The following is a 13,791-nucleotide window of genomic DNA, read 5'->3' on the forward strand; positions in this document are numbered from 1 at the left end:
GGTTTTCGATGAGCATCGCCCGCCTGCAGAAGGAAATGCTGACCAACCTGCCCTTCTACGAGGAACGCGTCGATCTGGCTTGCGCCTTCCGCTGGACGGCGCGGCTCAACATGCATGAAGCGGTGGCCAATCATTTCTCGCTGGCCGTCAACGATGACGGCTCGCAATTCCTGATGAATCCCAACCAGGTGCATTTCTCGCGCATCAAGGCGAGCGACCTGCTGCTGATCGACGCCAACGATCCCGATACGCTCTCCGGCCCGAATGCGCCCGACCTGACGGCGTGGGGGCTGCACGGCGCCATCCATCGCAATGTGCGCCATGCGCGCTGCGTCATGCATGTGCACTCGATCCACGCCACGGTGCTCGCTTCGCTCGCCGACTCGACGCTGCCGCCGATCGACCAGAACGCGGCGATCTTCTTCAACCGCCACGTCGTCGACAGCCATTATGGCGGGCTCGCCTTCGAGGAAGAAGGCGAACGCTGCTCGCAGCTGCTCACCGATCCGAAGGTCAAGGTGATGGTCATGGGCAACCATGGCGTGCTGGTCATCGGCGATACCGTCGCCGACACCTTCAACCGCATGTTCTATTTCGAACGCGCCGCCGAGACCTACATCAAGGCGCTGTGGACCGGCCGCCCGCTGCGGGTCCTGTCGAATGAAATCGCCGAGAAGGCAGCAGCGGAGCAGGAAGATTATCCCGGCCAGGCCGAGCGGCACCTGTCCGAATTGAAGGCGATCCTCGACGAGCAGGAGCCGGTTTACCGGAACTGAGAGCCTCCTTCTCCCCGTATAGTGACGGGGAGAAGGGCGCTCTGATCGCCGGTTTCCCCAATCTTAAAGCCCGAGTTCAGCCCGCAATTCGTCGGCGCTGTTGATGACGATCGCGCCGGGCGGCCCTGCCATGGGCGCTTCCGGCCAGAAGATCGTCCTGATCCCCGCCGCCAGCCCTGCCGTGGCGCCGGTCACGCTGTCCTCGACGGCCATGGCATCGGCTGGATCGACACCGGCCAGCCAAGCGGCGCGCAAAAAAGGTTCGGCGTGCGGCTTGCCTTCGCGCACGTCGTTGCGGCTGATCGTCTTCATGCCGGGATAGAAAAGACCGACCATGCGCAGATTGGCGTCGACGACCAGCCGGTCGGAATTGGACACCACCGCTTGCGCCACGCCAAGCGCGCGCAGCTCGTTGTAGATCTCGATGGCGCCGGGGCGCGGCTTCAGCGTCTCGGCCATCGGCAGATAGTGGTCGTATTTGCGCACGATCCAGTCGTCGAAGGCCAGGCCGAGGCTGAACTCGTCGCGCAGCATCTCGTAGACCGGCCATGCGGCGATGCCGAGCACGCGCTCATGCAGGTTGGCCGGCGCCGCGATGCCGACGCTGTGCAGCGCCGCTATCAGCGCCGCCTCGTGCAACGGCTCGCTGTCGACCAGCGTGCCGTCCATGTCCCAGAAAACCGCTTTCGGCGTCATGCAAGGCTCCTTTGCCCGAATCCCTTAAAGGGTTTGCCTCGGGAGATAAACCGCCGCGCCGGCTGCACCAACATTGTGGGATCTGCTTGGATATTACCACCCACTCGAAACACCGCAGGCACATCGGGAGCTTTACCTAGGCAATTGCTCTGGCAACAGGCAATTGCTTACAAGCGCATTCCCCGGTAGAACTAAATGCGCTCCCGCTCGGTGCTCGGGGGCAGGGAGGCAGCAAGTTGAATTCCCGGCAGGACAGCGGCAGCAACAGGCTGGACGACGCGGCGCGCGCCGGCTGGCTCTATTATGTCGCCGGCAACACGCAGGACCAGATCGCCTCGACGCTCGGCATCTCACGGCAGACGGCGCAGCGGCTGGTATCGCTGGCTGTCTCGGAAGGGCTGATCAAGGTGCGTGTCGACCACCCGATCGCCAATTGCCTCGACCTCGCGGCCCGGCTGAAATCGCGCTTCGCGCTCGATCTGGTCGAGGTGGTTCCAAGCGATCCCGCTTCCTCCTCCACCATTGGCGTCGCCGTGGCGGCGGCCGCCGAGATCGAGAAACGGCTGCGCTCGCCGACGCCGATCGTCATGGCGATCGGCACCGGCCGCACGCTGAAGGCGGCAATCGAGCAGCTGCCGCCGATGGAATGCCCGCAGCACAAGGTGGTGTCGCTGACCGGCAACATCTCGCCCGACGGTTCGGCCGCCTTCTACAACGTCATCTTCACCATGGCCGACAGGGTCAAGGCTCGCTCCTTCCCGATGCCGCTGCCGGTCATCGCCTCCTCGCCACAGGAGCGCGAGATGCTGCTCAGCCAGCCGATGATCCAACCGACGCTGGCGCTTGCCGCGGAAGCCGACGTCACCTTCGTCGGCATCGGCGATCTCGGCCCCAAGGCGCCGCTTTACGAGGACGGCTTCATTTCGGAGAGTGAATTGAAAGCGCTGCAAAAGGCCGGCGGCGTCGCCGAGATCGTCGGCTGGGTGTTCGATCGCGAAGGCCGGATGATCGAGGGCATCACCAATGACAGGGTGTCGTCGGCATCGTTGCCGTCGCGCGAAAAATCGCTGGTGATCGCGCTCGCCATGGGCGAGCGGAAGCTGCCGGGCATCCTCGCGGCTGTGAATCGGCGGCTGGTCAACGGCCTCATCACCGACGAGCGGACCGCCGCCGCCTTGCTGGCCGCCAGCTGATTTGCGATAAATCCAGCAGAGCTATTTGCGACGGCCGTAAGGATCGTTGCCGTCGAGAAAACCCACGTCGCGCTGCAGATGCGGCGGTAATTCCCTGATGTCGAGATAAGCCCGTTTCCTGGCTCCGTGCCGTGCCAATCCCCGCGCCAGCCGCAAAAACCAGCCTTGGCCCGGCGTCAGAAATAGCTTTTCCTGTACAATGGTCATGATCGTCAGCCTTTGTTATGTCTGGCGCATGACCCCGAAAATCGATATCGATTTTCGGAAAGGATCATGCGCAAAATCAAAAGGGCTACAGCGTCCTTTGCGCGTCCAAAAGGACGCGCGGCGCTGTAGACGAGAGTGATCGTCGACCTCAAATATCGGCCGGATCGGCCCTTGCTGCCAATCAAACGTCAATCACGACCCATAAGGAGGACTTATGCCTGAACTCAAGTCACGGCAGGTCTCCCAACTCCCTCCGCTTCAGGCGATCCGGGTGTTCGAGGCGGTGGCGCGGCATCTTTCCTTCACCAAGGCCGCCGGCGAGCTTGGCATGACGCAGGCGGCGGCGAGCTATCAGATCAAGCTTCTGGAAGAGCGCGTCGGGGCGCCTTTGTTCCTGCGCCGGCCAAGGCAGATCGTGCTGACCGAGGCGGGGCAGCGCCTGGCGCCTGCGGTCAGCGAGGCGTTCGCCTTGTTGGGTGGAGCCTATGCCGCGGCGCGCAGCGGCGCCGACGGCGTACTTTGTGTCTCGACGCTGCTGACCTTTGCCTCGAACTGGCTGGCGCAGCATCTCGGTTCGTTCCAGGTCGCGCATCCGTTGCTGGCGGTGCGTCTCGATACATCGAACCGCCTCGTCGACTTCGCCCGCGAGGACATCGACATCGCCATCCGTTCCGGCGGCGGAAACTGGCCGGGCGTGGAGGTGCACAAGCTTTTCAATGCGGACTTCACGCCGATGCTGAGCCCGAAACTCGCGGCAAGCATCGGCGGGGTGAAGGAGCCGGCCGATCTGTTGCGCCTGCCGATCCTCGACCCCGGCGACATCTGGTGGCGGGACTGGTTTATCGCCGCCGGCCTGCCGGTCGAGGAACTGGCCAAGCGCCCCGGCTCCAGCATGGGGGCGCAGGCCTATGAGGCCAACGCCGCGATCGCCGGGCAGGGCGTGGCGATCGTAACGGCCGCTCTTTTCAAGGCCGAGCTTGCCGATGGCCGCCTGATCCAGCCTTTCGATCTGGTCGGCGACGACGGCCACGCCTATTGGCTGGTCTATCCCCAGGCGCGGCGCAACGTGCCGAAGATCCGCGCTTTTCGCGAATGGATCCTGGCTGAGATTGCCGGCCAATAGTCGATAATCCACCCGGTCAAGCGGGCACCGACATCCGGCCTGTTCGCGCGCAAGAATCCTCCGGAGCAAGATCCGCACGAGGCTGCGTGCTGCGCTGCAGCAACGAATCCGGCTTGACATAAATCACGCGAGGTGAGTAATTGCTCACAGCCAAAGCAAATGCTCAGCTTGGTCCATGGGAGGAATTTTGATGAAACTTCGCACGCTCACCCTGGGTCTGTTGTCGGCCAGCACCCTCGCGTTCGCCGCGCATGCCGAATCCATCACCATCGCCACCGTCAACAATGGCGATATGGTCCGCATGCAGACGCTGACCGACGATTTCACCGCCAAGAACCCCGATATCCAGCTGCAGTGGGTCACGCTCGAGGAGAACGTGCTGCGCGAGCGCGTCACCACCGACATCGCCACCAAGGGCGGCCAGTACGACGTGATGACCATCGGCACTTACGAAGTTCCGATCTGGGCCAAGCAGAGCTGGCTGCTGCCGCTCGACAAGCTCGGCGACGACTATGACGTCAAGGACATCATCCCGGCCATTGCCGGTGGCCTGTCGGTCGATGGCACGCTTTATGCAGCACCGTTCTATGGCGAGAGCTCGTTCGTCATGTACCGCAAGGACCTGATGGAGAAGGCCGGGCTGACCATGCCCGACGCGCCGACCTGGGACTTCGTCAAGCAGGCCGCCGAGAAGATGACCGATCGCGCCAATGGCGTGAACGGCGTCTGCCTGCGCGGCAAGGCCGGCTGGGGCGAGAACATGGCCTTCCTGACCGCCATGTCAAATTCCTTCGGCGCACGCTGGTTCGATGAGAGCTGGAAGCCGCAGTTCGACCAGCCCGAGTGGAAGAACACGCTGCAGTTCTATGTCGACCTGATGAAGGCCAATGGCCCGGAGGGCGCATCTTCGAACGGCTTCAACGAAAACCTGGCGCTGTTCCAGCAGGGCAAGTGCGGCATGTGGATCGACGCCACCGTCGCCGCCTCCTTCGTCTCCGACCCGAAGAACTCAACTGTCGCCGACAAGGTCGGTTATGCGCTGGCGCCCGACAATGGCCTGGGCAAGCGCGGCAACTGGCTGTGGGCGTGGTCGCTGGCCATTCCCGCCGGCACGCAAAAGGCTGACGCCGCCCAAAAATTCGTATCCTGGGCAACCAGCAAGGCCTATCTCGAGCTCGTCGCATCGAAGGAAGGCTGGGCCAATGTTCCGCCGGGAACACGCACCTCGCTCTACGCCAACCCCGAATACCAGAAGGCGGCGCCGTTCGCCAAGATGACGCTGGACTCGATCAACGCCGCCGATCCGACGCATCCGACCGTCAAGCCGGTGCCCTATGTCGGTGTCCAGTTCGTCGCCATCCCCGAGTTCCAGGGCCTTGGCACCACCGTCGGCCAGCTGTTTTCGGCGGCACTCGCCGGCCAGACCAGCGTCGACGACGCTTTGAAGCAGGCCCAGGACGCCGCCACCGCGACGATGACCGAGGGCGGTTATATCCAGTAGGCTCCTCCCGGTGCCGAAAGCCGGTTGCCCATCTTAACCGGCAGGGGCCGCCCGAATCCCAGTTCGGGCGGCCACCTTCACAACACTGAAAAATTTGGCTGACCTTTGAAGGGTGACCGTCATGGCTACTCAGCAGACCCGTTCGCTTGCCCGCTTCATGATGGCGCCATCCGTGGTGCTGCTATTCGTCTGGATGATCGTGCCGCTGGCATTCACCCTGTGGTTCTCCTTCCAGCAGTACAATCCGCTCAACCCGATCCGCGACGGCTTCGTCGGCTTCTCGAATTACGCGCTTTTCTATTCCAATCCGGCATTCCTGCAGTCGATCCTCAACACGCTAATCCTCGTGGCCAGCGTGCTTTTGATCACGGTGATCGGCGGCATCCTGCTGGCGCTGCTGATCGATCAGCCGATGTGGGGACAGGGCATCGTCCGCATCCTCGTCATCTCGCCGTTCTTCGTCATGCCGCCGGTCGCCGCGCTGGTCTGGAAGAACATGATCATGCATCCGCAATACGGCGTCTTTGCCGACATTGCGCGCTTCTTCGGCGGGCAGCCGATCGACTGGTTTGGCCAATACCCGATGCTGGCGATCATCATCATCGTCGCCTGGCAATGGCTGCCGTTTGCGACATTGATCCTGTTGACGTCCCTGCAGTCACTCGACGGCGAGCAGAAGGAAGCCGCCGAGATGGACGGCGCCGGTTTTGTCAGCCGCTTCATCTATCTGACGCTGCCGCATATGTCGCGCGCCATCACCGTCGTCATCCTGATCCAGACGATCTTCCTTCTGTCGGTCTATGCCGAGATCCTCGTCACCACCAATGGCGGCCCGGGTTACGCCTCCACCAACCTGCCCTTCCTCGTCTACCAGAAGGCGTTGCTGGAGTTCAAAATCGGCCAGGCCTCCGCCGGCGGAATCATTGCCGTCATTTTAGCCAACATCGTCGCCTTCTTCGCCATGCGCGCGGTCGGCAAGAACCTGGACAGATAAGGGAGGAAACGATGGCACGTGCAGTCAGCACCCAGCACAAGACGATCGCGACCGCGGCCGCCTGGATCGTCGCCCTGCTGATCTTCTTCCCGATCCTCTACACGATCATCACCTCGTTCAAGTCGGAGCAGGAGGCCATCCAGGGCTTCAACCTGTTTCCGTCGGGAACCACCGAAAGCTACACCGCGGTCGAGGCGCAGAGCGGCTACTTCAAGTTCTTCCTCAACTCGGTGTTCCTGTCGGTCGGCTCGACCATCCTGGCCTTGCTCGTCGCCATACCAGCGGCCTGGTCGATGGCGTTCTCGCCGGGCAAGTGGACCAAGGACATCCTGATGTGGATGCTTTCCACCAAGATGATGCCGGCGGTTGCCGTGCTGTTCCCGATCTACCTGATCTTCCGCGATACCGGATTGCTCGACAGCCGCATCGGCCTGATGATCATGCTGATGCTGATCAATCTGCCGATCGTGGTGTGGATGCTCTACACCTATTTTCGCGAGATTCCCGGCGAGATCCTGGAAGCGGCGCGCATGGACGGCGCATCGCTCTGGAACGAGATCGTCTATGTGCTGACGCCGATGGCGGTGCCGGGCATTGCCTCGACGATGCTGCTCAACATCATCCTGGCATGGAACGAGGCGTTCTGGACGATCCGGCTGACCACCACCGAGGCCGCCCCGCTCACCGCCTTCATCAGTTCCTTCTCAAGCCCGCAAGGCCTGTTCTGGGCCAAGCTGTCGGCGGCCTCGACACTGGCGATCGCACCGATCCTGATCATGGGCTGGTTCAGCCAGAAGCAGCTGGTGCGCGGCCTGACCTTTGGCGCCGTGAAGTAACACCGCCGCAAGCGATGAACGACGGACAATAACCCCTCGGGGAGGAAACCATGGGAAACATCACGCTCAAGCACGTCTCCAAGTCGTTCGGGTCGACGGTCATCATTCCGGGCATCGACCTGGTCATCGAGAACGGCGAGTTCGTCGTCTTCGTCGGCCCGTCGGGCTGCGGCAAGTCCACGCTGCTGCGACTGATCGCCGGGCTGGAGGACACCACCGCCGGCACCATCAACATCGACGGCCGCGACGTCACCGGCGAGGCGCCGGCCAAGCGCAAGCTGGCCATGGTGTTCCAGTCCTATGCACTCTACCCGCACATGACGGTGGCCAAGAACATCGCCTTCCCGCTGAAGATGGCGGGCGAGGACCAGGCGACCATCGATCGGAAGGTCAAGGACGCGGCGCGCATCCTGAACCTCACCAACTATCTCGATCGCCGCCCCGGCCAGCTCTCCGGCGGTCAGCGCCAGCGCGTCGCCATCGGCCGCGCCATCGTACGCCAGCCATCGGCCTTCCTGTTCGACGAACCTTTGTCCAACCTCGACGCTGCGCTGCGCGGCACCATGCGGCTGGAAATCAGCGAACTGCATCATCAGCTCAAGACGACGATGATCTACGTCACCCACGACCAGGTCGAGGCGATGACCATGGCCGACAAGATCGTCGTGCTCAATGCAGGCAACATCGAACAGGTCGGCTCGCCGATGGAGCTCTACAAGACGCCGAAGAACCTGTTCGTCGCCGGCTTCATCGGTTCGCCCAGGATGAACCTGATCGAAGGCGCGCCGGCGGCCAAACATGGCGCCAAGACCGTCGGCATCCGTCCCGAGCATATGAACATCTCGACGACTTCAGGCGAATGGAAAGCCACGGTCGGTGTTGCCGAGCATCTCGGCTCCGACACGTTTCTGCACGTTCAAGCCGACAGTGTCGGGCCGCTGACGGTGCGCGCCGACGGCGAACTGGCCGCCCTTCACGGGGACACGATCTATCTGACGCCGGACCAGACCAAGCTGCACCGCTTCGGCGCCGACGGAAAGGCGATGATGCAATGAGGCTCAGGGGTAAATCGGCGCTGATCACCGGATCGGCGCGCGGCATCGGCAGGGCGTTCGCCGAAGCCTATGTTCGCGAGGGCGCCACCGTCGCCATCGGCGACATCAATCTCGAAGCTGCGGAAAAGGCCGCTTCGGAGATCGGCGCAAAAGCCTATGCGGTTAAGCTCGACGTCACCGACCTTGCTTCGATCGAGGCGGCGGTCAAAGCGGTCGAGACAAGGGCCGGCCGCCTGGACATTCTGATCAACAACGCCGCTCTGTTCGACCTGGCGCCGATCGTCGAGATCAGCAAGGCGAGCTACGACAGGCTATTTTCCGTCAATGTCGCCGGCACGCTGTTCATGCTGCAGGCAGCCGCCCGCTCGATGATCGCGGCTGGCCGGGGCGGCAAGATCATCAACATGGCGAGCCAGGCCGGCCGCCGCGGCGAGGCGCTGGTTGCCGTCTATTGCGCCACCAAGGCAGCCGTCATCTCGCTCACCCAGTCGGCCGGCCTCGACCTGATCAAGCACCGCATCAACGTCAACGCCATCGCGCCCGGCGTCGTCGACGGCGAGCACTGGGACCATGTCGATGCTCTGTTCGCCAAATACGAAAACCGGCCGAAGGGCGAAAAGAAGCGGCTGGTCGGCGAGGCCGTGCCCTATGGCCGCATGGGCACGGCGCAAGACCTCACCGGCATGGCGGTGTTCCTGGCCAGCGACGACGCCGAATACATCGTCGCCCAGACCTACAATGTCGATGGCGGCCAGTGGATGAGTTGAACTTTCCTTCTCCCTTGGGGGAGAAGGTGCCGAGTGAAACGAGGGTGGACGGGGGGTGTTCTGATGCAGCACTTCGTCCAGCACCCCTCAACCGTCTCGGCGCTGCGCGCCGATCCACCTTCTCCCACAAGGGGAGAAGGTCAGGCAGGCGCAGGCGCCGCAATGAGAAGGCGTTTGTTAAAATGACCGTAAAACTCTCATCGGCGGCACTGTCCCGCCTGCCGGAAAAAGTCGTCGGCCCGAAATACGATCGCGCCGCGCTCAGGGCCGGCATCGTGCATTTCGGCGTCGGCAATTTCCATCGCTCGCACCAGGCCGTCTATCTCGACGACCTGTTCAATGCGGGCGTCGGCCACGACTGGGCAATTGTCGGCGCCGGCGTTTTTGAGGGCGAAAAGGTCGGCCGCGGCAAGTTGCAGGAACAGGACTGGCTGAGCACCGTGGTCGAGCAGGATTCTGGCCACATGAGCGCCCGCGTCACCGGTGTCATGATCGACTTCCTGATGCCGGGCGACGCGGCCGCGATCATAGAGCGGCTTGCCGACCCGGCGATAAGGATTGTTTCGCTGACCATAACCGAGGGCGGCTATTTCATCGATCCGGCGTCGGGCGTGTTCAACCCGACCCATCCCGACATTGTCGCCGATGCCGAGTCGGGGGCGACGCCCAAAACCGTGTTCGGCATCATTCTTGCAGGGCTGATGCGCCGCCGCGACGACGGCATCGTGCCGTTCACGATCATGTCCTGCGACAACATTCCCCACAACGGCCATGTCACCGCCGATGGCGTCATCGGTCTCGCCCGTCTGATCGACGAGGATTTGGCGACCTGGGTGCGCGAGAAAGTCGCCTTTCCCAACGGCATGGTCGACCGCATCACGCCGGCCACCACCGACCGTGAGCGCGGCATTCTGTCGAGCGAGTTCGGGCTCGACGACAACTGGCCGGTGTTTTGCGAGCCGTTCAGGCAATGGGTGCTGGAGGACCATTTCACCGACGGCCGCCCGCCGCTGGAAAAGGTCGGCGTGCAGTTCGTCAGCGATGTCGCGCCCTACGAGCTGATGAAGATCCGCATCCTCAATGGCGGCCATGCGACCATCGCCTATCCCGCCGGGCTGATGGACATCCATTTCGTCCATGAGGCCATGCAGGAGCCGCTGGTGCGCGGCTTTCTCGACAGGCTGGAGCACGACGAGATCATCCCGACCGTGCCGCCGGTGCCGGACACCGTGCTGGAGGATTATTATCAGCTCATCGAGCACCGCTTCTCCAACCCGAAGATCGGCGACACCATTCGCAGGCTTTGCCTCGACGGCTCCAACCGGCAGCCGAAATTCATCATCCCGACCATCGCCGACCGGCTGAAGGCCGGCAAGGGCGTCGCCGGCCTGGCGCTGGAATCGGCGCTCTGGTGCCGCTATTGCTTCGGCACCACGGATTCAGGCGCGGTCATCGAGCCCAATGATCCAAGCTGGGACCGGCTGCAGACGACCGCCAGGGCGGCAAAGGCTGCGCCTGCCGCCTGGCTGGCCATGGAGGACATCTATGGCGAGGTCGGCCGCTCGACGCCGTTCGTTGAAGCCTTTGCCAAGGCGCTCGAGGCGCTCTGGGCCGATGGCGCACGTACGACGCTGACGCGCTACCTCGCCGGCAACCTCTAAGATCGGCTCAATGCATGTCCCCGCCGATGAGGGCCCTGCAATGACGCCTGACCTGGTCATTTTCGACTGCGACGGCGTGCTGGTCGACAGCGAGGGGCTGTCCGTTTCGGCGCTGCTTAGCATGATCACGCTTGCCGGCGGCAGTGTCAGCGAGGATGCCGCCTATGAGCATTTCCTCGGCAAAAGCATGAAAAGCGTTCGCGAAATCCTCGGTCGCGACTTCGGACTTGATATCACCAACCAGCACCTGAGCGAGATGCGCGTCGGGCTGATGCGCAAGTTTCGCGACGAGCTGAAGCCGATCCCCGGCATCGGCCAGGTTCTGCCGAAGCTTACCGTGCCATGCTGCGTTGCTTCCTCCGGCACGCTGAATCGCATCCGCTATGCGCTCGACGTCACCGGGCTGCTCGGGCTGCTCGAGCCGCATCTGTTCAGCGCCGCCATGGTGGCGCGGGGCAAGCCGGCGCCGGACCTTTTTCTCCACGCAGCCGCCAAAATGGGAGCGATCCCGCAGAATTGCGTCGTCGTCGAGGACAGCCCCGTCGGCGTCGCCGCGGCACGAGCGGCGGGAATGCGCGTCCTCGCCTTCACCGGCGGCTCGCATGCCGGCAATCCGGCACTGAAAGCGCGGCTTGCGTCGAGTGAGCCGGACTTTATATTCGCTGACATGCTGCAATTGCCCGATCTGATTGCAGGCCTGGGAGCGAGAGCAAGAACATCTTGACGAACAGTTTCGTTTGCGCGGTCGATGTCGGCACCGGGAGCGCCCGTGCGGGCATTCTCGACACCGGAGGCACCTTGCTCGGTCGCGCCGAGCATCCGATCGTCATGAACCGGCCGAAGGCCGATCATGCCGAGCACGATTCGCAGGATATCTGGTCGGCGGTCTGCATTGCGGTACGCGCCGCCCGCGAAAAAGCCGGCATGGCAGCGCAGGATATCGTCGGCATCTCCTTCGACGCCACCTGCTCGCTGGTGGTGCGCGGCAGGGATGGTGGCCAGCTCAGCGTCTCGGTGTCAGGCGAAAGGCGCTGGGACACCATCGTCTGGCTCGATCACCGCGCCATTGCCGAGGCCGATGAATGCACCGAAAGCGGCCATGCCGTGCTCGACTACATCGGCGGCGTCATGTCGCCGGAAATGGAGACGCCGAAGCTGATGTGGCTGAAGCGCAACCTGCCCGGAACATGGAACGAAGCCGGTTATCTATTCGACCTCGCCGACTTTCTCAGTTGGAAGGCAACCGGTTCGCTTGCCCGCTCGCAATGCACGCTAACCGCCAAATGGACCTATCTGGCGCATCAAGAGACCGGCTGGCGGCGCGACTTCTTCAAAGCCGTCGGGCTCGGCGATCTTTTCGAGCATGGCAATCTGCCTGACAAGGCCAGCCCGGTGGGCGCCGATATCGGCCGGCTGAGCGCGCAAGCCGCAGCCGAGCTTGGCCTGACCGAACAATGCCGGGTCGGCGCCGGCGTCATCGACGCCTATGCCGGCGCGCTCGGCGTGCTCGGCGGCTTCGCCGGCGACGAAACCAACATCGGCCGGCATCTGGCGCTGATCGCCGGCACTTCGAGCTGCGTCATGGCGATGTCCGCCGACCCGCAGCCCTTTGCCGGTGTCTGGGGCCCGTATTATGGCGCGGCGCTTCCCCGGCTTTGGCTGTCGGAAGGCGGACAGTCGGCCACCGGCGCGCTGCTCGATCACATCATCCGCTGGCACGGCGCCGGCGGCGAGCCGGACGCCGCCATGCACGCCAGGATTGCCCGGCGCGTTGTCGAGTTGCGTGCCATAGAGGGCGAAAATCTGGCCGGAAGGCTGCATGTGCTGCCGGATTTCCACGGCAACCGCTCGCCACTCGCCGACCCGCATGCCGTCGGCGTCATCAGCGGGCTGACGCTGGATTCCTCCTTCGACAGCCTGTGCAAGCTGTATTGGCGCACCGCCGTCAGCATTGCGCTGGGCGTGCGCCATGTGCTGGAAGCCCTGAACGAGAACGGCTATCTGATCGACACGCTGCATGTTACCGGCGGTCACACCAAGAACCCGCTGCTGATGGAGCTTTATGCCGACGCCACCGGCTGCACGGTGGTCGAGCCGCTGGCCGATGAGGCGGTGCTGCTCGGCACCGGCATGATCGCCGCCACCGCCGCCGGGCTTTTCCCCGATTTGAACGCCGCCTGCGTCGCCATGCAGCAAGGCGGCAAGACGCGAGAGCCCAATTCGGCGGCCGCCGGCCGGTTCGACCGCGACTACCGCGTGTTTTTGGAGATGCACCGGCAGCGGCAGGCGCTGGACGCGATCAGGTAGGCGCGGCGCGAACAACCTGCAATGCGTCTGCTATCTCTGGTTCCATCGCCGGATAATTGGCTCGCCAAGGTCGTGCTCGTAGCCGAGCACGCTTGTGCTGGCGGTATCCAGCACGAACAAGGCGCCATCTTGCGGCGGCAGGCCGAGCCAGCGCGCCGTCAGCACCCGCAGGAAATGCGAGCTTGAGAACACCAGGACATTGCCGTTGACGTCACGCAGCTCGTCGACGATCCGATCCGCCCTCGCGCCGACATCCTCTGCCGCCTCGCCATCAGGGCAGCCGTCGCGAAACAGACGCCAGCCGGGACGCTCGATGAGGATCTGCTTCGTGGTCAGTCCCTCGTAGGCGCCGTAATCCCATTCCGCCAGGTCGGCCTTCTTCACGCCGGCCGAACCGAAGCCGGCCAGCGTACAGGTCTTGAAGGCGCGCTGCGACGGGCTCGACCAGACAGCCTGGAACGAAAGGCCATGCAGCCGCTCGGTAAGCCCCCGAGCGGCCGCCTCGCCGGCAGGCGTCAGCGGTATGTCGGTCCGCCCGGTGTGCTTTCCGGAGGCGCTCCATTCCGTCTCGCCATGCCGGACCAGGTAGATTTCGGGAAACGCGCTCATCCGCATGCCTTTCGATGGATCTAATATGATGCTGCTCTTCAGGTCAGTCAGCTACGCAACCATAGC

Annotated in this window: 14 protein-coding genes; 11 read left to right on the forward strand and 3 right to left on the reverse strand. The window is 63.5% G+C overall.

The window, feature by feature from the left end:
- Window positions 1-8: 8 nt before the first annotated feature.
- A complete protein-coding gene (locus AC0L2M_RS10545; protein WP_473534792.1) occupies window positions 9-776 on the forward strand; it encodes a class II aldolase and adducin N-terminal domain-containing protein in 768 nt (255 codons plus the stop codon).
- 63 nt (window positions 777-839) lie between these two features.
- On the opposite strand, the gene AC0L2M_RS10550 is transcribed toward AC0L2M_RS10545, so the two are convergent.
- Window positions 840-1,472: an HAD family hydrolase gene (locus AC0L2M_RS10550; protein ID WP_473525371.1), complete on the reverse strand. Its 633-nt coding sequence runs from the start codon at window positions 1,470-1,472 to the stop codon at window positions 840-842.
- 236 nt (window positions 1,473-1,708) lie between these two features.
- Here AC0L2M_RS10550 and AC0L2M_RS10555 point away from each other — a divergent pair, with 236 nt between their 5' ends.
- Window positions 1,709-2,665 (forward strand): sugar-binding transcriptional regulator, encoded by a 957-nt coding sequence (locus tag AC0L2M_RS10555; protein WP_023801517.1) that lies wholly within the window; start codon window positions 1,709-1,711, stop codon window positions 2,663-2,665.
- A gap of 21 nt (window positions 2,666-2,686) precedes the next feature.
- Here the strand turns inward: AC0L2M_RS10555 and AC0L2M_RS10560 are convergent, their stop codons facing one another.
- Entirely contained in the window at window positions 2,687-2,872 is a 186-nt protein-coding gene (locus AC0L2M_RS10560) for a hypothetical protein (protein ID WP_473525372.1), read from the reverse strand.
- 214 nt (window positions 2,873-3,086) lie between these two features.
- Between AC0L2M_RS10560 and gcvA the strand changes: the two genes are divergently transcribed.
- The 9 genes from gcvA (at window position 3,087) to AC0L2M_RS10605 (ending at window position 13,116) form a co-directional block, all read left to right on the forward strand.
- Window positions 3,087-3,995 carry a transcriptional regulator GcvA gene (gcvA, locus tag AC0L2M_RS10565; RefSeq protein WP_473534793.1) on the forward strand — a complete coding sequence of 303 codons (909 nt, stop codon included), beginning with the start codon at window positions 3,087-3,089 and terminating at the stop codon, window positions 3,993-3,995.
- Between the two features lie 190 nt (window positions 3,996-4,185).
- Entirely contained in the window at window positions 4,186-5,496 is a 1,311-nt protein-coding gene (locus AC0L2M_RS10570; RefSeq protein ID WP_473525374.1) for an ABC transporter substrate-binding protein, read from the forward strand.
- A 121-nt stretch (window positions 5,497-5,617) separates the two neighbouring features.
- Window positions 5,618-6,490 (forward strand): carbohydrate ABC transporter permease, encoded by an 873-nt coding sequence (locus AC0L2M_RS10575; protein WP_023801520.1) that lies wholly within the window; start codon window positions 5,618-5,620, stop codon window positions 6,488-6,490.
- 11 nt (window positions 6,491-6,501) lie between these two features.
- A complete protein-coding gene (locus tag AC0L2M_RS10580) occupies window positions 6,502-7,326 on the forward strand; it encodes a carbohydrate ABC transporter permease (RefSeq protein WP_023801521.1) in 825 nt (274 codons plus the stop codon).
- A 50-nt stretch (window positions 7,327-7,376) separates the two neighbouring features.
- Window positions 7,377-8,381 carry an ABC transporter ATP-binding protein gene (locus AC0L2M_RS10585; RefSeq protein WP_473534794.1) on the forward strand — a complete coding sequence of 335 codons (1,005 nt, stop codon included), beginning with the start codon at window positions 7,377-7,379 and terminating at the stop codon, window positions 8,379-8,381.
- On the forward strand, window positions 8,378-9,148 hold the full coding sequence (locus tag AC0L2M_RS10590; protein ID WP_473534795.1) for an L-iditol 2-dehydrogenase: 771 nt from the start codon (window positions 8,378-8,380) through the stop codon (window positions 9,146-9,148). The genes AC0L2M_RS10585 and AC0L2M_RS10590 overlap by 4 nt, the downstream gene beginning before the upstream one ends.
- Window positions 9,149-9,330: 182 nt before the next feature.
- A complete protein-coding gene (locus AC0L2M_RS10595; protein WP_473534796.1) occupies window positions 9,331-10,809 on the forward strand; it encodes a mannitol dehydrogenase family protein in 1,479 nt (492 codons plus the stop codon).
- Window positions 10,810-10,849: 40 nt separating this feature from the next.
- Window positions 10,850-11,533 carry an HAD family hydrolase gene (locus tag AC0L2M_RS10600; protein WP_128170120.1) on the forward strand — a complete coding sequence of 228 codons (684 nt, stop codon included), beginning with the start codon at window positions 10,850-10,852 and terminating at the stop codon, window positions 11,531-11,533.
- The gene (locus AC0L2M_RS10605; protein WP_287258857.1) at window positions 11,530-13,116 is read left to right on the forward strand and encodes an FGGY-family carbohydrate kinase; all 1,587 of its coding nucleotides are present in this window, start codon (window positions 11,530-11,532) and stop codon (window positions 13,114-13,116) included. The genes AC0L2M_RS10600 and AC0L2M_RS10605 overlap by 4 nt, the downstream gene beginning before the upstream one ends.
- 30 nt (window positions 13,117-13,146) lie before the next feature.
- Here the strand turns inward: AC0L2M_RS10605 and AC0L2M_RS10610 are convergent, their stop codons facing one another.
- Complete coding sequence (locus AC0L2M_RS10610) at window positions 13,147-13,725, reverse strand: histidine phosphatase family protein (RefSeq protein WP_287258855.1); 579 nt, start codon at window positions 13,723-13,725, stop codon at window positions 13,147-13,149.
- Window positions 13,726-13,791: the final 66 nt, after the last annotated feature.

The organism is Mesorhizobium sp. WSM4806 (assembly GCF_055811635.1).